Annotated in this window: 17 protein-coding genes, 1 tRNA gene, 1 other RNA gene and 1 pseudogene; 4 read left to right on the top strand and 16 right to left on the bottom strand. The window is 46.8% G+C overall.

Features of this window, described 5'->3' with window-relative positions; all coding sequences use genetic code 11:
- Positions 1 to 1443 precede the first annotated feature (1443 nt).
- Positions 1444 to 1614: a hypothetical protein gene (locus BC351_RS42420; RefSeq protein ID WP_158082226.1), complete on the top strand. Its 171-nt coding sequence runs from the start codon at positions 1444 to 1446 to the stop codon at positions 1612 to 1614.
- A gap of 36 nt (positions 1615 to 1650) precedes the next feature.
- Positions 1651 to 2694 (top strand): annotated as a pseudogene (locus BC351_RS25685) (recombinase family protein); the annotation flags it as partial.
- Between the two features lie 449 nt (positions 2695 to 3143).
- Here BC351_RS25685 and ssrA read toward each other — a convergent pair.
- The 12 genes from ssrA to BC351_RS25625 form a co-directional block, all read right to left on the bottom strand.
- Positions 3144 to 3508, bottom strand: a transfer-messenger RNA (tmRNA) gene (gene ssrA / locus BC351_RS25680).
- Positions 3509 to 3676: 168 nt separating this feature from the next.
- Positions 3677 to 4159 carry an SsrA-binding protein SmpB gene (smpB, locus tag BC351_RS25675; protein ID WP_057310204.1) on the bottom strand — a complete coding sequence of 161 codons (483 nt, stop codon included), beginning with the start codon at positions 4157 to 4159 and terminating at the stop codon, positions 3677 to 3679.
- A gap of 95 nt (positions 4160 to 4254) precedes the next feature.
- Positions 4255 to 7296 (bottom strand): ribonuclease R, encoded by a 3042-nt coding sequence (gene rnr / locus BC351_RS25670; protein ID WP_079416377.1) that lies wholly within the window; start codon positions 7294 to 7296, stop codon positions 4255 to 4257.
- 36 nt (positions 7297 to 7332) lie between these two features.
- Positions 7333 to 8136 (bottom strand): alpha/beta hydrolase, encoded by an 804-nt coding sequence (locus BC351_RS25665; protein WP_244209171.1) that lies wholly within the window; start codon positions 8134 to 8136, stop codon positions 7333 to 7335.
- A gap of 75 nt (positions 8137 to 8211) precedes the next feature.
- Positions 8212 to 8448, bottom strand: a complete 237-nt coding sequence (gene secG, locus BC351_RS25660; RefSeq protein ID WP_029196004.1) for a preprotein translocase subunit SecG — start codon at positions 8446 to 8448, stop codon at positions 8212 to 8214.
- Positions 8449 to 8559: 111 nt separating this feature from the next.
- A complete protein-coding gene (locus tag BC351_RS25655) occupies positions 8560 to 9270 on the bottom strand; it encodes a M50 family metallopeptidase (protein ID WP_079416375.1) in 711 nt (236 codons plus the stop codon).
- Positions 9271 to 9316: 46 nt separating this feature from the next.
- Entirely contained in the window at positions 9317 to 10609 is a 1293-nt protein-coding gene (gene eno / locus BC351_RS25650; protein ID WP_079416373.1) for a phosphopyruvate hydratase, read from the bottom strand.
- 37 nt (positions 10610 to 10646) lie between these two features.
- Entirely contained in the window at positions 10647 to 12185 is a 1539-nt protein-coding gene (gene gpmI / locus BC351_RS25645) for a 2,3-bisphosphoglycerate-independent phosphoglycerate mutase (RefSeq protein WP_079416371.1), read from the bottom strand.
- Position 12186: 1 nt separating this feature from the next.
- On the bottom strand, positions 12187 to 12939 hold the full coding sequence (tpiA, locus tag BC351_RS25640) for a triose-phosphate isomerase (RefSeq protein ID WP_079416369.1): 753 nt from the start codon (positions 12937 to 12939) through the stop codon (positions 12187 to 12189).
- Between the two features lie 25 nt (positions 12940 to 12964).
- Positions 12965 to 14146 carry a phosphoglycerate kinase gene (locus tag BC351_RS25635; RefSeq protein WP_079416367.1) on the bottom strand — a complete coding sequence of 394 codons (1182 nt, stop codon included), beginning with the start codon at positions 14144 to 14146 and terminating at the stop codon, positions 12965 to 12967.
- A 124-nt stretch (positions 14147 to 14270) separates the two neighbouring features.
- Positions 14271 to 15278 carry a type I glyceraldehyde-3-phosphate dehydrogenase gene (gap, locus tag BC351_RS25630; protein WP_029195998.1) on the bottom strand — a complete coding sequence of 336 codons (1008 nt, stop codon included), beginning with the start codon at positions 15276 to 15278 and terminating at the stop codon, positions 14271 to 14273.
- Between the two features lie 78 nt (positions 15279 to 15356).
- Positions 15357 to 16379 (bottom strand): sugar-binding transcriptional regulator, encoded by a 1023-nt coding sequence (locus BC351_RS25625; protein ID WP_079416365.1) that lies wholly within the window; start codon positions 16377 to 16379, stop codon positions 15357 to 15359.
- Positions 16380 to 16657: 278 nt separating this feature from the next.
- Here BC351_RS25625 and BC351_RS25620 point away from each other — a divergent pair.
- Together BC351_RS25620 and clpP are read left to right on the top strand one after the other, a co-directional pair.
- Positions 16658 to 16729: transfer RNA gene (locus BC351_RS25620), tRNA-Arg, on the top strand.
- Positions 16730 to 16931: 202 nt separating this feature from the next.
- Complete coding sequence (gene clpP, locus BC351_RS25615; RefSeq protein ID WP_079416363.1) at positions 16932 to 17513, top strand: ATP-dependent Clp endopeptidase proteolytic subunit ClpP; 582 nt, start codon at positions 16932 to 16934, stop codon at positions 17511 to 17513.
- A gap of 428 nt (positions 17514 to 17941) precedes the next feature.
- Here the strand turns inward: clpP and BC351_RS25610 are convergent, their stop codons facing one another.
- The 4 genes from BC351_RS25610 to BC351_RS25595 form a co-directional block, all read right to left on the bottom strand.
- Positions 17942 to 19711 (bottom strand): stalk domain-containing protein, encoded by a 1770-nt coding sequence (locus tag BC351_RS25610; RefSeq protein ID WP_079416361.1) that lies wholly within the window; start codon positions 19709 to 19711, stop codon positions 17942 to 17944.
- 162 nt (positions 19712 to 19873) lie between these two features.
- Positions 19874 to 20785 (bottom strand): phosphotransferase, encoded by a 912-nt coding sequence (locus tag BC351_RS25605; protein ID WP_144028531.1) that lies wholly within the window; start codon positions 20783 to 20785, stop codon positions 19874 to 19876.
- On the bottom strand, positions 20769 to 21833 hold the full coding sequence (locus BC351_RS25600; protein ID WP_279628367.1) for a phosphotransferase: 1065 nt from the start codon (positions 21831 to 21833) through the stop codon (positions 20769 to 20771). The genes BC351_RS25605 and BC351_RS25600 overlap by 17 nt, the downstream gene beginning before the upstream one ends.
- Positions 21834 to 22081: 248 nt before the next feature.
- Positions 22082 to 22351, bottom strand: a complete 270-nt coding sequence (locus BC351_RS25595; protein WP_028555561.1) for an HPr family phosphocarrier protein — start codon at positions 22349 to 22351, stop codon at positions 22082 to 22084.
- Positions 22352 to 22417: the final 66 nt, after the last annotated feature.

Raw genomic sequence — 22417 nt, 5'->3', positions numbered from 1 at the left:
ACAAAAGAATCTCTACAATGTTTTAATCTTTATAAATAATCTATACAATTAATAGCGAGGCGGTGCCTCGCGGGAGTATTCACGAGACTAAATCTTTCTATTAATCTTATAGAGCAACAATTTCCCGAAAATCCTCTCACTATCTTACTTAACTCCCCGGTTTCCCCATTAAAACATTGACTTTTCTAGTTACTATGCGGGGAAGGATGAGAGTTACTAGAATGGCTTACAGCATACTTTTTCGCTCGGCATAGTTCTTTGAAATGCTTCCTGAGTATCGTTGTCACCATGTACTCATGAATTCTGTACATAGCTTTTTACCTCCCAGACCCATATACGATCTTAGGTTGGATTAGTTTAGAAAGAAAATCCTAAAAATTAAGACCCCCCTCTCTGTTTTTTCTTTAAATAAGAACTTTACGGACCTTCTCGGGCATACTGTTAAACTCAGTCAGGCTGTTCATATGTGAAACATTATCGATAATACATACCATGAGTGGATACACAAACAATTTTTCTAACATCCTTTAAATTCCCGACCAATCAGACGGAATCCCTATATGCTACTTCATAATTTTCACCAATTTTCTAAAAACCACCCTGTAAGACAAGTGAACTCTTTCTAGTCCAAACATATTCTTTCACAAACATCAAACTGCATGAATTCATTCACTTTTTCACTATCAACTCATTTGCTTTGCCTCCTCTTTGAGAAAGATCAATTGTCGCAATATCATTTCTTAGGTGTTTAAGGCAATCAGTAAAAACTATCTCTTAATTGGTATTCGTAGTATAGTGATTCCCCCTCTTAATAAAGTTCATTTCTATACCTTATTAATGAAGTTGCGCAACAAATATTTCAAATAAAATTTCCGCGGTGTGATTTGACTCCCACGTCACCCTGATGATGAAGTCCTTTTCCTAGGTACTGGGTGGGGTAATAAACTGCCATTGACATCAAGCATTTGTAGTACCGATCTTTACAGATGCATAAGGAACATGTTCTTATCTTTATACGAGGTATAAAGTGATGAAAGGACGGTTGCAACATGCCCTAATTATGGTGACAAGAACACATTCTGATGCAGATACGAGTTTATGGGTTGTTTGTCGCAGCCTATTGTGAATAGTTTAGGACTATATATGGGAATAGGCACTGAGTAACACGGCTGAACAGAAAAGAAAGTGTGGATCTACGGAAGAATAAGTAGATTTTGCGAGGCATTTAGCGGTGTAATTAATTAAAAACACCTTTTAATCAATAAAATTGAGTACAACACTTAAAATTACAACGCGCACATCGTATAAGGGTCCAAGAGCCCTTTTTGGTGAGACCCCTTTGGCGCGATGTTACATGTATAGCTATCATATATGTAAGTACATGCACTGAAGTACAAGCTCGAAGATCAGGAGCCCTATCTAACACTAGCAGGAGGAAAACAAATGATAGGACCAAAATTCCAGACTCGTATTCACAGGCAGTGCTTAAAAGAAAATCGATATACGCCGGAAGAAATAATTATCCACAATGACTCCCATATGGATAACGAAAAGAAACGGTATTACTACCTTCCTGTCATCGAATTGCTAAAGGTTATGGCAGATGAAGCTTAATTTAAGACTAATTATTTTCTACATGAGGTGACCACGATGATCAAAGCATGCATTTATGTTCGTTATTCCAGTGATAATCAGCGAGATGAGTCCATTGACGCTCAAGTTAGGGCAATTGAAGACTTCGCTAAAAAAGCTGGTTATACTATCGTCAAAATTTACGCAGATAAGGCCAAAACGGCAACCAGCGACAAACGTCCCGAGTTCCAACAGATGTTCGCTGATTGCGAAAAAGGACTATATGATGTTGTCATTGTCCATAAGCTAGATCGCTTCGCTCGGGACAAGTACGACAGCGCTTTTTATAAACGCAAATTGAAAGCTCAAGGCATTCGCCTAATCAGTGTTCTAGAGCACCTCGATGATTCGCCTGAGAGCGTTATATTAGAATCCGTCCTAGAGGGGATGGCAGAATACTACAGTAAAAACTTAGCGAGGGAAGTCATGAAAGGTATGAGGGAAACTGCACTTCAAGCCAAACATACTGGAGGGCAACCTCCATTGGGTTATGATGTCGATCCCACCACGAAGCAGTATAAAATCAACGAGTTCGAGGCGGCTGCCGTTAAGTTGATTTTCAACCTATACATTAACGGGTACGGCTATAATCAAATTATTTCGGAGCTCAATACTTCAAACTATAAGACTAAAAGTGGGAAAGCGTTCGGGAAAAATAGCCTAAACAACATTCTGACCAATGAAAAGTATGCTGGGTGTTACATCTTTAACAAAACAGTGGGGAAGGATGTCCGTGGGATGCGAACAAACCGCCAAAAACCAGATGAGGACATTATCCGAATCCCTGGTGGGATGCCATCTATCGTCTCTGAAGAAATGTTCGCGCAGGTTCAGAGCAAAATGCAAAGAAATAGAACTACATATGCCTCTTACCAAGCCGTGGAGAACTATTTAATTAGTGGTTTGATCTATTGCGGTGTTTGTGGGGCTTCTATGGTCGGCAATCGGAAATTCAGTGGGAGAAACAAGCTAAAATACGTCACATACCGATGCAATCATCGTGATCGCACAAAGAACTGTATGAACAAAGAAATTCGCCGCGAATATATCGAGGAATATGTAATAGACCAACTTCATAAGAATCTGCTTTGCGAGGAAGCAATTCCTGACTTAGTAATTCAGTTAAACGAATACATTCAACAAAACGAAGGTGAAGGTATTAATGAGGTGCCCTTTATTAGAAAGCAAATAGTAGAAATTGATAAACAGATCAATAACATCGTAGATGCAGTATCTAAGGGTTTTACGCAGGCGTCTTTTTTATCCAGAATGGAGGAGTTGGAATACAATAAGGCTAGTTTTGAGGTGCGTATTAAGGAGTTGGAATTAAAAGAAAAGAGAACAGTCATAACAGAGGATACCCTCCGCAAACTGTTCTCTAACTTCAAATCATTCGTAGCTGAGAAAAACATCCCTGAGATCAAGAAGTTCATTCAACACTACGTCGAGAAGGTCGTCGTCCATGAAGAACACGTGGACGTCATTTTTAAACTCGATATTGTGTGCACATCAGATGGAGGTGAGGGGAGTCGAACCCCTGTCCGAAAATATCGCAACACAGGCATCTACGGGTGTAGTCACAGTTTTGATGTCACCCGAGCATCGCCCCGTAACCGGCTATGCGTTGGGTCAGCCTGATTGTCTTCCTACGTCCGACCCCAGGCGGAGACCAAACGTCGTATCCCACTATAGTTGAGCCCCTATCCCAGTCACATGGGCGATGCTGAGGAGGAGCACGCTAACAGGTTATTAAGCTGCTAAAGCGTAGTTGTTTTGTGTTTTGCCATTTAATAGGCTTTAGCGTTTTATAGTGGACGCGGCCCCACTACCCGCAACCCGAGCCCAAACTATCCCCGTCGAATCCAAGAACACCCCCGGATTGCCTTCATGTCCGTCATAGACGGTGAAGGTTAAGACGCTGCAAGTTGGAACTAGGTTACATTTGAATCTTTGCTGCAGAATTAGTATACCACAAGCTGAAGAAAAATGAACGGCTAGGTTCATGGAAGTCGAGGTGCTGGCTTCCAGTCTGGACTCAGCCCAGCTATCTAGCGATCTTTTGTTTCTCACGCAGCGCACGCTGGATATCTCGCTGTGCATCCTTTTTCGCTGCGGATTCCCGCTTGTCGTACTGCTTCTTACCCTTACCAATGCCAATCAGAAGCTTCGCGTAGCCATTGCGAATATACACTTTCAAAGGAACGACGGTATATCCTTCTTGTTTCGCTTGGCCTAGTATTTTGGCGATTTGCACTTTTTTCAAAAGGAGTTTCCGCGTCCGTGTTGGATCTTCTGGATTGCTGCGGTTGCCTTGATCAAAAGGGCTGATATGCATATTGTGGACAAAAGCTTCGCCATTGCGAATGGTCGAAAAGCTGTCGCCTATGTTAGCCTTACCTGCTCGCAAGGATTTGATCTCCGTGCCGGTCAGGACAAGACCGCATTCATACGTATCTTCGATAAAATAGTCGTGTGATGCCTTTTTGTTCTGGGCGAGCAATTTGCCATCGGCCTTTTTGGTTGCCACGTGAGATCCTCCTCCCGCATGTTCCTGCAGGTAAATAATGCTACAATGTGCATCCTATTGTAGCAAGATCGCGATCGAAAAGCAAGAAGCGGCGACTATCTCCGCCGCTTCTTGCTGCCGTCCCCGTCGTCGCTCCGGCGACGACCACCCTTGGCGAGCGCGTTCACGCCGCTCGCCCAATCACTACCGCCCGCTGGGGCTTCGCCACCCAGCGACACCGCGCCGCGCCCGCGCTTGCTTTCGCCGCGGGGCACACCACTCTCTGTCCGCCCTGCGCCGACAGATTCAAGCCGTTGGCTCAGGCTGCCGCCTTCGCTCAGCTTAGGACCGCGCGCCTTGCCGCCGCGCCCTTTGCCGCGGCTGTCGCTCCACGGCGTGCCGCCAGCCTTCGCGCGCCGTGGTTTGCCTTGCCCCGCCGCGCCTTCGACGCCTGCGCCCTTAGCTCTCGCTCCCGCCGCACCTTCGGCGCCTGCGCCCTTAGCTCTCGCTCCCGCCGCACCTTCGACGCCCGCGCCCTTAGCTCTCGCTCCCGCCGCACCTTCGACGCCCGCGCCCTTAGCTCTTGCTCCCGCTGCGCCTTCTGCGCCACCAGCTCTTGCGCCCGCTCCGCCCTCGACGCCAGCCTTAGCAGCCTCTTCAATCCTGCGAGCAGCTCCGCCCTTGCGACGCCCTTGTTCCTGACCTGTTGCTGCAGGCCCCGTATTGACCGCTAAACCATCAACAGCGTCACCGCGTCTTCTCTTGCCTCGGCCTTGCCCCGCGTTCGCATCGACGGCTCCGCCAGCCGCAGCGCCATCACGCTTTTTCCCTTGCGCATTGACATAGCCGCCCTTGCCTTTAGCGGCGAAACCGCCTTTATCTCTGCCTGATTTGCCTGATTTCCCCTGACCATTACTTGCAGCAGCACTCGGTTTACCACGGAAGCCCTTAAATCCAGCAGCCCCTTTAAAAGGTTTCCCGCTGCCACCGCCACCGCGCTTAAACCCGCCCTCTTTGCGAGGCTTCATATCCAGCAATTCAAAATCAATCGTATGCTCCTCCATATTCACGCGAGCCACACGAATCTTAATTTCATCACCGATCCGATATATCTTGGACGTACGCTCGCCAACGAGAGCAAACTGTCTTTCATGGAAATTGTAGTAATCATCGGTTAAATCACTTAAACGAATCAAGCCTTCAACGGTATTATCGAGCTCGACAAACATCCCAAAACCAGTAACACTGGAAATGATGCCTTCGAATTCTTCGCCAACTTTATCCAGCATATACTGGGCTTTCTTCAAAGCTTCTGTCTGACGCTCAGCATCCACAGCCACGCGCTCACGCTCGGAAGATTGCTGCGCAATATCGCTCATGCGGGAAGACAGATATTCATGACGAGTATCCGATAAATTCCCGCTCTCCAGCACTTCCCGAATAACACGGTGAATAATTAAATCCGGATACCGCCGAATTGGGGATGTGAAATGGGAATAGAATTCCGCAGCCAAGCCGAAATGCCCCAAGCTCTGCGCATCATAACGCGCCTGCTTCATCGAGCGCAGCATGATTTTGCTAAGAACTGTTTCTTCCGGCGTACCTTTGATCTCTTCCAACAACGTCTGCAAAGCACGAGGATGAATAGCGTTGCCCTTGCCTTTGATCGTGTAACCGAAATTGGTCACAAACTCCATGAAATTCATCAATTTCTCAGAATCCGGGTCTTCATGGACACGATAGAGGAACGGGACTTTCATCCATTGGAAATGCTCAGCCACGGTTTCATTCGCTGCTAGCATGAATTCTTCGATCATCATTTCCGCGACAGAACGCTCTCTTTTCACGATATCCGTTGGTTTGCCGTCAGCATCGACGAGAATTTTGGACTCCTCAAAATCAAAATCAATCGCGCCGCGCTTCATCCGTCTAGAACGCAAACGATCAGCCAGCTCTTCCATGCGTTTGAAGTCTTCCATCAGGTAGGCATAACGCTCCACAAGCTCCGGCTCAGCTTCACCAGTCAAAAGCTTGCGTACATTTGTATATGTCATTCGCTCACTAGTTTTAATAACACTTGTAAAAATCTCATGATTAACGACTTTTAAATTCTCATCGAATTCCATCTCGCAAGACATCGTTAGGCGATCCACTTTAGGATTCAAGGAGCAGATTCCGTTAGACAAACGGTGCGGCAGCATCGGAATAACCCGATCGGTCAAATACACCGAACAGCCTCGGTTGTACGCCTCGATATCCAGTGCAGACCCTTCACGCACGTAATAGCTCACATCGGCAATGTGCACACCTAATTTATAGTGGCCATTTTCCAAAATCTCGACATTTACCGCGTCATCCAGATCCTTGGCGTCTTCTCCATCAATGGTTACAATCCGCTTGGAACGAAGATCACGACGGCCTTGACCAATGATCTCTTCCTCCGTAATGGAATCCGGTGCCGCTTCTGCTTCAGCCAGAACTTCCTCGTTAAACGCTTCAGGGAGCTGGAATTTACGCACAATCGCAAGGATATCCACGCCTGGATCGTCCTTATGGCCTAAGATTTCAATAACTTCCCCTTCAGCTGCAGAGCGACCTTCCGGATAGTTAACGATCTTGACTACAACCTTCTGCCCTGTTACCGCTCCATTAAAAGAATGCTGCGGGATGAAAATATCTCTCGATACCCTTTTGTCATCAGCAATCACGAACGCATAGGTATCCTGACTTTGGAAAACACCGACGATCTGCGTGTTGGCACGCGTTATGACGCGCACAACCTCGCCTTCCATGCGGCCTCCGCCTTGGCTTCTGGAGGTAACCTTCACGAACACGATATCGCCGTTCATCGCTGTGTTCAAATCATGCGCATTGATATAGACGTCCGGGTGTTCCCGATCATCTGGAATTAAGAATGCAAAACCCTTCGCATGCGCCTGCAGCTTGCCTCTGACTAAATTCATACGCTCCGGCACGCCATAACGGTCACTTCCACCCCGAACGATATGCCCGCTTTCCTCTAGCTGATTTAATAATTTGATAAAATCCTTAAACTCGTTCGCACTTTCAATACCAAAATGCTTCTCGAGCTCTTTATAGGACATAGGCTTATAAGCCTCTTCTTGCATTAAACTGATGATTTGTTTATCTGTTGTCATACTCTCTTCACCTTCTTGTTGTTGTTGAGCTAGCCCTTAATGCGCCGTACCTGCTTCCTTTACTCCATAGTATGCCACTTGCAGGGAAAGGATAAACGCGGCAATATCGGCATAGACTCGCTCTCTCTCTTGATCCAGCAGCAAGCCATGTGAGGATTCCGGGTAATAGCGGAGCTCCTTCACTTCTGAACGGACTCGTTCATATAGAAACGCTGCACTTTCATGACGGACTACACCATCTTTGCTCCCTTGTCCGATCCATACCGGAGCGTTTACTTGAGGCAGCACTTTTTTTACTTGTTTCAGTAGTTTACGCAAACTTACGACACAACGAATCGGCGTTTTGGTATATGCACATGACTCATCTAATAACGTGGAGATTCGTTTGGGCTTCTTGGCTATGTATTTGATAAAATACTGCAGGAAACCGGCCAGTACCGTCTTTCTGGAAGAAAGGAAGATCGGTGTGGCGATGGAAATGACACCTGCCGCACGACGTTCCACAGCCAGCTTCAAGGCTAGCAATCCTCCCATTGAATGTCCCATCACGACAATGCTCTTGCACTTCGCTGCAAGCTCATCATAACTCTCCAGCACATGCCCATACCAATCCGTCCATCCGGTATGTATCATTTCATCAGGTGAGGTTCCATGTCCCGGCAGCCTTACGGCTTGGATGGTATAGCCTTCCTCTCGCAGCTCGTACCCAATCCTTCTGAATTCCGAGGGAGATCCCGTGAAGCCGTGAATCATCAATATGCCGATTTCTTGGTTGCTTCCGCGGCCTGTCCAGAAGAAAGGCTCTGTTGATTTGTATACTCTACGTTCGATGACAAACAACTCCTACTACGTAACCCGTTTAAAATGAAAAAACAGCAGGAGTAGATTTCCCCTGCTGTTATCGTTTTATGTGTGTTAAGCTTTCACTACGTATGCTACGACAATGGAAAGGATAAAAAATGCAGCAGCAAGCCCCATCGTGAAACGGGACAAGAATAGTTCTAAACCGCGCGCTTTTTGCTTGCCAAATAAGTGTTCTGCACCACCGGAAATGGCACCGGACAAGCCTGCGCTCTTACCTTTTTGTAAAAGGACGATTGCAATTAGTCCGACTGAAGCTATGATCAACAAAATTTTCATAAAGATTACCATGTTATTAGCACCCCAATTGCCTATTCTTTGCTTATACAACTAGCATGAGTATTTTAACACAGTTCGTCCCAGAATACAATAAAGGAGGGACCTAGCGGCTCCTCTGGCATTTTAGTCCCGATACGCCGCGGCTCCCGACTGTCGACTCGAGCTTCTTGCCCCTTTGCTTCGTCCCAAAAATGCTTGCACTCCTTGCTTCGCGCACCACAAGGCGAACAGCGTGAAACCAATCGCCCACACAATGGCCGGTATACCGGTATGCATCGCCAAATTGGTTGCATCGCCCGCACTGCGGCTGTTCTGCCAAGCATAAAGAATCAAAGAAGACGGCCCAAAGACTGACTCCTCCAAGCACAAGAACGCCAGCAATAAGTAGTAAAAATCACGCAGCCAGTTTGGCGTCAACGCCAGAACGATGATCGTCAGCGCCATGAAGCCAACCAAAAACATGATCCCAAATCCATTGCGAACGAACAATACCAACGATAAGGCAGATATTGCAATCATCACCTGCAAACCTAGACGCTGCTTGCCCTTTGCATAAGCCGAGAATAGGAACCAGGCAAATATAGACGCTGTCATGTACCCTGCGAGTGAAACAGGAATGATTGACCATGATTTGGAGATAGACGAGTAGGTGACTCCGCTATGATCCGCATACAGCTCAATGTACATCACTTTGCCCGATAACGCTAAGGTAACGACCGCATGCCCGAATTCGTGAACCATCGTATCCAGGTTGCGAAAAAACGAAGAGGGGATCCAATGCGTGAGCAGCGCGGAACCTACCAGAAATAGAATAGTTTTCACCCAATTGCTCATGCACAGACCCCCAAAGGTAATATTTAATTAATTACTACGTCTAATCCTACTTGAAGTTTCTCAAGTTGTAGAATGCTTTTTTGCCAGCGTATTGAGCAACGTTGAACAACTCGTCTTCGATGCGAAGAAGTTGGTTGTATTTCGCAACGCGATCCGTACGGGAAGGAGCACCTGTTTTGATTTGACCCGCATTCGTTGCAACAGCGATGTCAGCGATTGTGCTGTCTTCGCTCTCACCGGAACGGTGGGAGATAACCGCTGTGTAACCAGCGCGTTTCGCCATTTCGATCGCGTCAAAAGTTTCAGTCAGCGTACCGATTTGGTTTACTTTTACCAAGATGGAGTTACCGATGTTTTCTTCGATACCTCTGGAAAGACGCTCAGTGTTCGTAACGAACAGATCGTCACCAACCAGTTGAACTTTGCTGCCCAATTTCTCAGTAAGCAATTTCCAACCTTCCCAATCGTCTTCGGAACAACCGTCTTCAACCGTGATGATTGGGTATTTGTCAACCCATGCAGCAAGGAAGTCAACCCACTCAGCGGAAGTGAAGGATTTGCCTTCGCCTTCAAGGTGGTACTTGCCATCTTTGAAGAATTCTGTGGAAGCAACGTCCATACCTAAGAATACGTCAACACCTGGTTTGTAGCCAGCTTTTTCGATCGCTGTAAGGATTGTTGTGATGGCTTCTTCGTTGGATGTGAAGTTAGGAGCGAATCCGCCTTCGTCGCCAACTGCTGTGTTAAGGCCTTTTTCTTTCAATACGGATTTCAAGCTATGGAAAATCTCAGCGCCGATGCGGAGAGCTTCTTTGAAAGTTGGAGCGCCAACCGGAAGAACCATGAACTCTTGAACGTCAACGTTGTTGTCGGCATGCGCCCCACCGTTGATGATGTTCATCATTGGAACCGGAAGTGTTTTGGCGTTGAATCCGCCGAGGTATACGTACAAAGGAACGTCCAATGCGTCTGCTGCTGCGCGAGCTACAGCCATGGAAACAGCAAGGATCGCGTTAGCGCCTAATTTAGCTTTGTTAGGAGTACCGTCAAGCTCGATCATTTTGTTGTCGATGCCAACTTGATCAAGCGCGTCTAGACCGATGATTTCAGGAGCGATGATTTCGTTGACGTTGTCAACAGCTTTCAGAACGCCTTTACCAAGGTAACGACCTTTATCACCATCACGAAGCTCAACAGCCTCGTATGCGCCTGTGGAAGCGCCTGAAGGAACGATAGCACGGCCGAAACCGCCGGACTCCAAATATACTTCAACCTCTACCGTTGGGTTACCGCGGGAATCCAATACTTCGCGTGCATAAACATCAGAAATCGTAGTCATTGTTAGAAAACACTCCTTTTATATAATAGGTGACTTGCTATTTTTTTAGAATAGTGGCTCCGGTCATTTGAACCGGCTGCACAACTTGTAAGAAATCAAGCATCGTTGGTGCAATATCTGCCAAAATTCCGCCATCTCTTAGTGTAACAGATTTGTCCGTCACAATAAAAGGTACGGGATTGGTTGTATGTGCCGTGTTGCGTGATCCGTCTGCATTGGTAACAACGTCTGCATTCCCGTGATCGGCTGTAATGCACACCACGCCGCCTTTGGCGAGGATCGCTTCTACAACTTGACCTAGACAAGCATCTGTCGCTTCAATTGCCTTCACAGTAGGCTCCAGCAAGCCGGAGTGGCCTACCATGTCAGGGTTGGCGAAGTTGAGGATAATCACGTCATGACGCTCCGCTTCAACTTCCTTAACTACAGCAGCCGCTAATTCATAGGCACTCATTTCTGGTTGCAAGTCGTACGTAGCTACTTTCGGCGAAGGAATGAGAAGACGCGTTTCGCCTGGCAATTCCGCATCGCGTCCGCCGCTGAAGAAGAACGTGACGTGCGGATACTTCTCAGTTTCCGCAGCGCGAAGCTGTTTCAGACCGTTCTGAGCCAATACCTCACCCAGCGTGTTGTCGAGATCCTTAGGCTTGTAAGCTACGAAGCCGTCAACGGACTCGCTGAACAATGTCAGACATACGTAGTACAGGTTCTTGGCAACTTTAGGACCACGGTCAAAGCCGCGGAAATCTTCGTTCGTGAACACTTGGGAAAGCTGAATCGCACGGTCAGGGCGGAAGTTGAAGAAAATAACCGCATCACCTGACTCTACAAGTCCTACCGGTTGACCATCGTCACCAACAATAACGGTCGGCATAACGAACTCGTCAAACACGGATTTGTCATAGGATTCAACAATCGCCTTCATCGGATCTGTATAAGCTGGGCCTTCGCCATAAACCATGGCGCGGTAGGATTTCTCTGTCCGCTCCCAGCGTTTATCGCGATCCATCGCATAATAACGACCTTGAACGGTCGCAATTTTGCCTACGCCGACTTCCGCAATTTTTTGCAGCAAGCTTGCCATATACCCCTTAGCGGAGTCCGGAGCTACGTCGCGGCCATCGAGGAAGGCATGGATATAGACATCTTCGAATTGCTCTTTTTTAGCCAAGTCCAGCAAAGCGAACAAATGCTGAATGTGACTATGTACACCGCCATCGGAAAGCAGCCCGTACAGGTGCAGCTTCTTGCCGTTAACTTTGGCATGACGAACAGCGCCTAAAATAGTTTCATTATCGTAAAATTCGCCGTCGCGAATCGATTTGGAAATTCGCGTCAAATCCTGATAAACAATCCGGCCTGCGCCGATATTCAGGTGTCCTACTTCAGAATTCCCCATCTGGCCTTCCGGCAAACCTACAGCTTCACCGCAAGCGGTTAATGTGGTATGCGGGAAAGTCGCCCAATAACGGTCGTAATTCGGTTTTTTGGCATGAGCAACCGCATTCCCCTGCTCTTCCGAGCGGAGTCCGAAGCCATCGAGAATGATGAGTGCTACCGGTTTCGGTCTGGACATGTTACTTCGCCCCCTGGACAAGTTGGATGTAGGAAGCTGCTTCCAAGCTCGCTCCGCCTACAAGTGCGCCGTCAATGTCAGGCTGTGCCATGTATTCAGCAATGTTGTTTGGCTTCACGCTGCCGCCGTATTGAATACGAACTGCGTCTGCTACGGAAGCACCGTACAAGCCGCTGACAAGCTGACGGATGTAGCCGATAACATCTTGTGCATCCTCAGCCGTGGAGGATTTGCCTGTGCCGATCGCCCAGATTGGCTCATAAGCGATAACCACTTGCGCCGCTTGCTCTGCGCTCAGACCAGCGAAAGCTGCTTCTGTTTGCACTTTGCAAACATCTTTGGTTTGACCTGCTTCACGCTCTTCGAGCTTCTCGCCTACGCAAAGGATTGGCGTCAAGCCGTGTTTGAAAGCTGCAACGACTTTCTTGTTCACGATTTCGTCCGTTTCCGCGAAGTAAGCTCTGCGCTCGGAGTGACCGATAATGACGTACTCTACGCCAAGATCCTTCAACATCACGCCGCTGATTTCACCTGTGAAAGCACCGTTGTCTTCAAAATGCAGGTTTTGCGCGCCTACATGAACATCCGTGCCTTTGGCAGCTTCAACCAGTGCTGGCAGGTTCGTGAACGGAGAGCAAATTACGCTCTCTACGCCTTCCACCGTGCTGCTTTTGATTTCATTCACGAAGCTTACAGCTTCGGAAACGGTTTTGAACATTTTCCAGTTACCCGCGATAATCGGTTTTCTACTCATTGGATTGATGCTCCTTTGTGAAAAATTATTTATCGTTCAAGGCTACTACGCCTGGCAATGCTTTACCTTCCATAAACTCCAAGGAAGCTCCGCCGCCCGTGGACATATGGTTCATTTTATCAGCCAAATGGAACTTCTCTGTAGCTGCAGCGGAATCACCGCCACCGATAACCGTGTAACCGGAAGTTGCTGCACAAGCCTCAGCTACTGCACGTGTACCATGGGAGAAAGGCTCGATTTCGAATACGCCCATCGGTCCGTTCCAAACAACCAGCTTGGATTTCGCGATAACGTCTGCATACAGCTCACGTGTTTTCGGTCCGATGTCAATGCCTTCCCAATCTGCAGGAATGCCATCAATGCCAACGATTTGCGTATTCGCATCGGCACTGAATTTATCTGTAACAACGATATCTACAGGAAGTAGGAAGTTCACGCCTTTTTCTTTTGCTTTCTCAATAAAGCTAAGTGCTAAATCAAGCTTGGAATTATCCAAAAGCGATTTACCGATTTCATAGCCTTGTGCTTTCAAGAATGTATAGGACAGACCGCCGCCAATCAAGACGTTGTCTGCAATGTTCAGGAGGTTTTCAATGACTGCGATTTTGTCTTTCACTTTGGATCCGCCAACAATAGCTGTGAAAGGACGCTCAGGGTTGTTCAGCGCTTTGCCTAGAACATCAAGCTCTTTCTCCATCAAAAGACCGGAAACAGCCGGAATGTAAGCAGCGATTCCTGCCGTCGAAGCATGTGCACGGTGAGCAGCGCCGAAAGCATCATTCACGAACAGATCCGCAAGATCAGCGAAAGCTTTGGCCAATTCAGGATCATTTTTCTCTTCGCCTTCGTTGAAACGAACGTTTTCAAGCAAGAGAACGTCGCCATTTTCAAGTGCATCGACTTGTGCTTTCACGATTTCGCCAACGGATTGATCCGCTTTGATCACGTTTTGACCAAGAAGCTCAGCCAATTTCGCAGCAACCGGCGTCAAGCGAAGCTCTTCAACCACTTGTCCGTTTGGACGACCAAAATGGGCTGCAAGAATGACTTTAGCGCCTTGCTCTACTAAGAATTTAATGGTAGGAAGCGTTTCTCTGATCCGAGTATCATCGGTGATTTGACCGTTCTCTACTGGTACGTTGAAATCAACGCGAACAAATACTCTTTTACCAGCTACTTCAACATCGCGAACACTTTTTTTATTCATCGTAAAAGCCTCCCTGAACGTGTATGGTTTTCTTCCGGTCTACCTTTTATATGGGAAAATCGCACATAAAGAGGAGAATCGCTTCTCCCCTTCATGTCGTTTTGTGTGTGTTGCCGCTATGGAATTACAGACCTTTTTTCGCGATGAAAGCTACCAAGTCAACTACACGGTTGGAGTAGCCCCACTCGTTGTCGTACCATGAAACCACTTTCAGCATGTTGTCGCCAACTACCATTGTGGAAAGAGCATCGATTGTGGAGGAAGCTGGATCGCCATTGAAATCGCTGGAAACCAAAGCATCTTCTGTGTAGTTCAGAATGCCTTTAAGAGGGCCTTCGGAAGCTGCTTTCAGAGCTGCGTTTACTTCATCAACTGTTACGTTAACTTTCAACTCAACAACCAAGTCAGTTACGGAAACGTTAGGCGTAGGAACACGCATAGCCATACCGTTCAATTTGCCTTTAAGCTCAGGAAGAACTAGGCCGATTGCTTTTGCTGCACCAGTGCTGGAAGGAATGATGTTCTCAGCTGCTGCGCGAGCACGACGAAGGTCTTTGTGCGGAACGTCAAGCACGGATTGGTCATTCGTGTAGGAGTGAACAGTTGTCATCATCCCTTTTACGATTCCGAAGCTATCGTTGATAACTTTCGCGAAAGGAGCCAGACAGTTTGTTGTACAAGAAGCGTTGGAGATAATTGTATGAGCAGCTGGATCGTATTTATCTTCGTTTACGCCCAGTACGATTGTGATATCTTCGTCGGAAGCAGGAGCGGAGATGATAACTTTCTTAGCTCCACCTTTCAAGTGAAGGGCTGCTTTTTCTTTTGCTGTGAAAATACCAGTAGATTCGATAACGATTTCTGCGCCTACAGATGCCCAAGGCAGGTTCCCAGGGTCACGCTCAGCAAAAACTTTGATGGAACGACCGTTAACGATCAATTCGCCTTCGCCAGCTTCAACTGTAGCGTCTAGTTTACCGTGAGTTGTGTCATATTTGAGCAAGTGAGCCAATGTTTTTACGTCAGTCAAATCGTTTACTGCCACGATCTGTACTTCTGAATTGTTCAAAGCTGCGCGAAATACGTTACGACCAATACGTCCGAAACCGTTAATACCTACTTTTGTTGTCATAGCCAATTCCTCCTAAGATTAAATAAATAATTATATTTCAAAACGCAGCCGGTTAAGGCATACGTTATGATGTCTTGCTCACACATGTTTCATTATTTCCAGTGCAGCCGCTTCATCCGTTACAAGCACGTTCTCTTGTCCGTGACGAAGGACCGATGCGATCGCTTCACCTTTGCTCTTGCCGCCGGCTACGCCAATCACAACTTCAATCCGCTGCAGATCCTCCAGTCGAAGTCCGACCGTTGGCATCTTGTGAACCACATTGCCTTGTCGATCAAAATAGTACCCGAATGCCTCTGCAAGTGCGCCATCGGCTTGTAAGCTGCGTGTCGTCTCGGCATCTACCTTGCGCCTGCGCGCCATGACCATAGCATCTCCGATACCGTGTACAACGATGCGACAACTGCGAACTGCGTCAACAACTTCCTGAATCTGCGGATCTTGGATAAGGGATTGATACGCTTCCTCTCCGAGATGATCCGGTACGTGCAGGAGCCTGTATTTCCCGCCAGTCTTCTTGGCCATAATGGAAGCGATGGTGTTTGCCTGCATATCCACGCTTTCCCCAAGTCCACCGCGAGCCGGTACGAACCAACTGCCTTTCATGGAAGAGGATATCGCCAAGTTATTGGCAATCTGCGCCATGGTGGAGCCGCCTGTAACCGCGATGATATCATCCTTGGCTACATACTTGCGCAAAGCTGCTGCGCCCGCTCGGCCAAGCTCTTTCTTCGTGAAATCCGAAGCATCCGAGTCGCCGGGGACAACAATGACTTGTGACAAGCCAAAGGCTTTGGCAATACTTTCTTCCAAGTCCGTTAAGCCAAATGCAATCTTGATGATCGGCAACATGTCTTCAAGCAGTTGACGACCGGACTCGGTAATTCTCATGCCTGAGGCATCCGATTCAAGAAGCCCAAGCTCCTTCAAGAAATCGACTTCACCGCGGAGCACGCGCTCCGTCATATCGAGCGACGAGGCTAGTGTGCGGCGTCCGACAACGCCGGAAACCAAGATATGATGCAGAATCGAGTACCGCTTCTTCATGATGTCCAATAGATCTGGCAAGAGCTGTTTCTGAATGTCAAGTATTTCTCTCATATGACGACGACTGACGCTCCTGATCCTAAAGTTGGACGTTTTATGTCCCGGGTCTACATTTTGCGTCCCACCCGGATGAAAAAAAAGTGACTTACCACTTTCCAACTTCGGAAAGCCTATTTCACTGAATTTCCTTACACTTTTATTATAACCAATTCTAACTGAATATTCAACATTTGTTCAAACATTTTCACTAAAAAGGACTGAAAAGGCTTACTGTCTTGCTTTTTATAGAAGTCTGACATATAATAACCCTTGCTTCACTTTTTTGCAGATATGCGCCCGTGGTCCAATGGATATGACGTAGGCCTCCGAAGCCTGAGATAAAGGTTCGATTCCTTTCGGGCGCGTCCATAAGAAACACCCCGAATCAGTTTATGAACTGATTTTTTTTATTCTTAGTTTGACCTTTCTTGACCTTCGGAGGTTTTTTCGTTATCATACTTGTAGATACTGTAAATAGTATGCACCCCGGAGAACAATTTCATCTAACCATGACGAAATTGGCTCCACACATGTAAATCAAGTACCCACCCCAAGGAGGTCATTCTCATGAGTTTTATCCCTATGGTAGTCGAACAGGACGCGCGCGGTGAAAGAGGATATGACATCTACTCTCGCTTGCTGAAGGACCGCATCATTTTCTTAGGCACGGGTGTCAACGATGTTGTGGCGAACTCCATCATTGCTCAATTACTTTTCTTGGCCGCCCAAGATCCTGATAAAGATATCTCACTTTACATCAACAGCCCAGGCGGATCCATTACCGCTGGCATGGCTATTTATGACACGATGCAGTTCATCAAGCCAGACGTATCCACGATCTGCGTTGGTATGGCTGCTTCCATGGGCGCATTCCTGCTTACTGCAGGCGCCAAAGGCAAGCGCTACGCGCTGCCGAACAGCGAAGTCATGATTCACCAGCCGCTAGGCGGCGCTGAAGGTCAAGCCTCCGACATCGAAATCCGCGCTAAGCGTATTTTGAAAATGCGGGACAACCTGAACACAATCTTGGCAGAGCGCACAGGACAAACGTTCGAGCGCATCGAAAAAGATACAGATCGCGACAATTTCATGAGTGCAGCTGAAGCAGCCGCTTACGGACTCATCGATAAAGTAATTGAGCGTGTCTAATTAAGGAAAAACGAAAACCAGCCTGCATGGACACTCTTCGGAGTGCCGTGCGGCTGGTTTTTTTGTTGTTTTGCAAGTTTTGAGGAGTCAGGGGCCTTCCCATAAGTAGAAAAGCTACTTGAAGACAGTCCCTCATTTTTTCTGACACGATGCCCATCGCTTCAAATGTCGTCCCGCCTAGCTACTGGCACTTTTTATAAACCTGCAATTGTGCATCTTTTTTACTATTTTAATAACCTCAATTCTTAGTTTCCTGCGATTATGCAGGCTTTTAAGGCTTTTTGGGGATTAGAGGCTGGAAAAAATGAAAATACCTGCATAAATGCAGGTATTCCCATTTTTCACATCAATCCGCCCGAAAATCCCTGCACTTCCGCAGGTTTTTGCCTTATCGGCAGCCCCTGCTTCATCGCAAGAGTTACTCCGACTTACTTCTTCTCATCCAGCGGATAGAAAATCAGATCGATCGGGAACGCTGAACCCGCAGGAGGCGTGAACTCAATATCAAGCGCATCTTCCGTCCCTGTCGTACGAGCCAGCACTTCCATGCCGTCAAATGCGGTGATGACACCGGAGTAAGGCACCGGAATGATCTCGCCGTTAATTTTGAACGGCCCCTTGAAGACGCCGCCTTTGGCCATGATCATTACAGCCATCTTGCGCGGCTTATCTGCATGGATTTTGTAAACTACGCCGTAGTTTCCGCCGTTCTCCACGTTCTGCTTGCGCATCACGTCATAGCCTTTCACGAAAGGATCCGTTTTGTTGTCCCCGATGGTCAACACGGACGTTTTCGTGAAGCTCGAAGCGTCAATGTCCCATTTGATCTCGGAGATAGGGAAAGTCCCTCGTACGTGCCCCGTAAAGCCCAATAGCGGCAATTCCTGCGCTGTAGTCGGGGTTAATCTTTGATCCGTTACACCGAACGAAATTTGCAGCTCTCCGTCTGTCTCTACATCGTAGAACAAGTTCACGCCTTGCCCTGGGTAGAAGTCCGGAAGCTTCGCATAAATATAAGTTTCATGCGGAGGCACAGTCAGCACATCGGTGTACACATTTTGAAGAAGGAAATCGACAGAAGCTTCGCTTCCGATCAAGTTGGCATAAACAGAAGGATACACTTCGCCTTTGTTCGTTGTTTTAATCATAACTGGCTTATCGGAATTATTCGTTGCAAAAATCGCCATCGTCATCTTCTGTTTCGTACCGTTGATATGATCAGCGTATAATCGCGCTTTGCCATTAATGTTGTCGCGGTAAAGAATACCTTTTTCTGTGAATTCCTCTGGACTATCGCTGACAAGCAGCGTACGCCCCGCAACTTCCGTTACTTTCTTAGGCAATGGGAGCATGTCATTGAAGTGTGCCCAGATCGTGCCCCAGTCTGACTTGATGAAGCCGCCAACCGGTTTCGTATAAATCGGGTATTCGATTTCCGTCAGGTACGTTTCATCCACAATAGTAACGTAGCTTTTGAACAATGGGCTGACATGCCCATGCCCGTCCTTCACCGTTAACGTTACTGGATATTTCCCCGCTTTGAAAAAGGCTTCTTGTTTTCCTGTCCACTCGTAGGAAGCAATCCCTTCGGCATCTGGATCATAACTTAAGTCCAGATACTTCACAGGCTCTCCAATACGGTATGTAGGCTTCGCCGTTGTGAACTTGGCTACAGGTCTGGAGTTGCTGTCCTGATCAATATAGACGCCCTCAGGGTTCTTAAAATGCACAATCTCCACACGACGAAGCTCGTTGTTGTACGTATACTTCGCGCCCATGTAATCCGCTAACCAAGTCAGCTTCACCATAAGCTTCCCGTTCACAATCGCTGCAACGGTGTTAAAAGGCGTATCCACGCCATTCGTTGTTACACTCTTATGATCGGCATCCAAGATGATGTTATAGCCCGGAGGCGTCATCTGAATCGTCCGTGAAGCCTCATTCCACTCAACGGCAAAGCCCATCGTATCGCCAAGGAATTTGGCCGGTACATAGGTGCTGCCATTAATGATTGTGGAAGGTGACTCCAAATGGATTTGCTGATCATTGACAAAAGCTTCGGACTTATCAATATAAAGTAGAATAAAGGACGCACTTGATGATACCGCCTGAGCAGCTGGCGCTGTTATCGCGCTGGCAAGGAACACCATTAAAGCGAGCATTACGGTAATTTCCTTTTTTAAAGCTTGGAATTTCATTATTTCTATAGCTCCTTTGACAATTATTGCGTAAACGTCAGGAATGGCAAATAGCCCTTTCCTTCATTGACCACGTTCATTAGACGCAAATATAGAATAAAGGTTTCACCTCTGCCTAATTGTTAACAAATTTGCCACACTAGCGGCCGATCGTAACTTCACTCATAGCATTTTTCTTAAACCATTGACATATTTAGCGATCGATCTTGTCTGAGGTATTGCCTCTTTTATTCTTTTATCGCTTTTTTTCAAGCGAATCGCTCGAATAAACGGATACGGGACAAGCAGCAGCGAGAACAACAAATGTCTATCCGCGCTGCTAAGTGGCCTTTTACGATCATAATACTCGATCCACCGTATCATCTCCTCGCCGTTCCAGGAACAGTTGCGATGTAAAATATGAGATAAATCCGTCAACCTCGCCTGTAAGGATGTATTCTCGAAATCAATTAAATGGATAGATCCTCTACGATCGATCACTAAGTTTGGATAATTATAGTCTCCATGTGCAAATGCATGCACGGACGCTTCATGAGTCATCGCTTCTATACTTTTGGGCTGGTTCAAGTGATAAATCGCATCATTGCAAAGAGTAATGAGTGCACCAAGTTCTCCAGCACCTTGATATTCACTTAGCGTTTGGCGATAATCTTCTATTAAGTTTTGCAAAAATGCGTAACGGTTTCTTCCCGGGGGTATGTCTTGGAGTGTGAGGCCTTCTGCATGAAGATGAAACGACGCCAACGTACGGATGGCTTTTTTCCACTCTGTTAGATTTTCAAAATCTGGTGATCTTCCCCGCACCCAGTTGGTAATCATATACGGCTTCTCATTTCTCATCATCCATTGCATCTGACTCTTTGAGGAAGTGATTCGAGGACCGTACTGAAATCCTTTTTCGATCAGATGATTCATCACTCGCGCGATAAAATCCACCTCTTGCTCAGAATTGTCGTAATTTTTGCTGCAAAGATCACGTCCCTCCATCGTTTTCAGACGGTACACGTCACGAATTCTCTTGCTTTTTCTAATCACAATTGGATAGGCTTCCTCTATGTCATGGATTATCGACAATACCGATCACCTCCTCGTTTGGAGCAGCGGCAGTAACAAGCTCTTGCGACTCTTGTGGCTGAGGCTCCTGCTGTTGCTGTCTCGCCCAATTATCCATCCATTGAACCGCTTCTATACGCTGAGACCACAATTTCTTTAATCCATCAAAAACAGATGATCGTCGACCTGACCGGATTTGCCGGATGGCAATCCATGCCTCTCGCGGCAAACGATAAAAGGAAGCAATAATAAGACGCTCTTCCTTTGTTAATGGACATATTCTTTCGTAACCGACAAGCAGCGCATTCATGATCGCTACCGAATAATTTGTCATATTGCTTAGTGTTTTGGCAACCTCATAATAAGATGAGCCACGTCCAGCAAATTCCCAGTCTACTAAATACATACAGTCCGATCTTACAATGACATTCGGCCAAGTCACATCACCGTGAATGAGTGATGGTTTTTCATTGCGCAACACCCGCAAGACATCTGACTGCTGCAACGTACTCCATGCTCCATCGGCCAGTGCAATACACTGGTCCCCGTGCTTTCTAAACCAGTTACCAATGCCTTGTCTTTTCTTTCGCATCGCTGCCAAATGAATTATAAACATCTGATTCTCTTGCTGGAAGCTCTTGATTTTCCTCATCGAGAATGAGGACGAAACTGATCTCCGCCCCCGAGAAATAAGATGAAGCCTCCCCAGAATCTCACCCAGTCTCTCATATTCTTGCGCATTTCCATCCAATTGAGAACCTTGTATCCATTCAGATACATAATATAATCGTCCATTGTTTTTCACCCAGTGTTTACCTTTACCTGTTTCAAGCCACTTAGGCATATTGTGGAAGTTATGTTCCTTTAACCAAACCATTCGAGAATAAACACGATCCAAACGCGCCTTCCGCCCTTCAAAAGGTTTCAAAAAATAGTCCCCTTTATCCGTAGATACCCGGTACGCGGCTGCTTTTCTATAAAGAGAATGACAAGCATGTATCCTTTTAGAACGTAAACCATACTGCAGCACTATCGAGCTAAACCTTCGTATCGGCTCTGGACGGTCCATAAATGGACTTCCTCCCGTCATCATCAAATGCGTTGCGACTTAATTAATATTAAGTTTATGTATGATTACTGCAAAGGGAGATGGATAAACGAAAAATTGGGTGAAACGTATTCAGAATACTAGGCGCACAAAAAGCTCCGCGTAAGTCTTGCGCAGAGTTTTTTGAGTGGATGCTCTTCTTTTTAACACTCCGGATGGAGGATTTTATGCTTGCAAAAAAGCCTCCTCGAAAGGAAGCTTTTGAAGGATTATTGGTTTTCCAATTCTTCCTTGCTGACTAATGTGACTAAAGCGTTTACAGCCTGCTCGGCATCCGAACCTTCTGCACTTATGAAGACTTCGGTCCCTGTGCTGATCGCAAGACTCATAATTCCCATGATGCTTTTGGCATTCACTTTCTTTTCATCTTTCTCAACAAAAATCTCGGATGAAAACTTATTCGCCTCTTGAACAAACAATGCCGCAGGTCTGGCATGAAGTCCTGTTCTCAACTTCACAACGACTGGACGTCTGGACATGGAACTAATTCCCCCTAGTGTGGAGCTTATATGAATTACTATTGATAACAGTGCTATACCTTATGT

The sequence above is a fragment of the Paenibacillus ferrarius genome, from assembly GCF_002027705.1.
Lineage (GTDB): Bacteria > Bacillota > Bacilli > Paenibacillales > NBRC-103111 > Paenibacillus_E > Paenibacillus_E ferrarius.
Note: the sequence above shows the minus strand (reverse complement) of the source record. Positions and strands in the feature narration are given on the sequence as shown.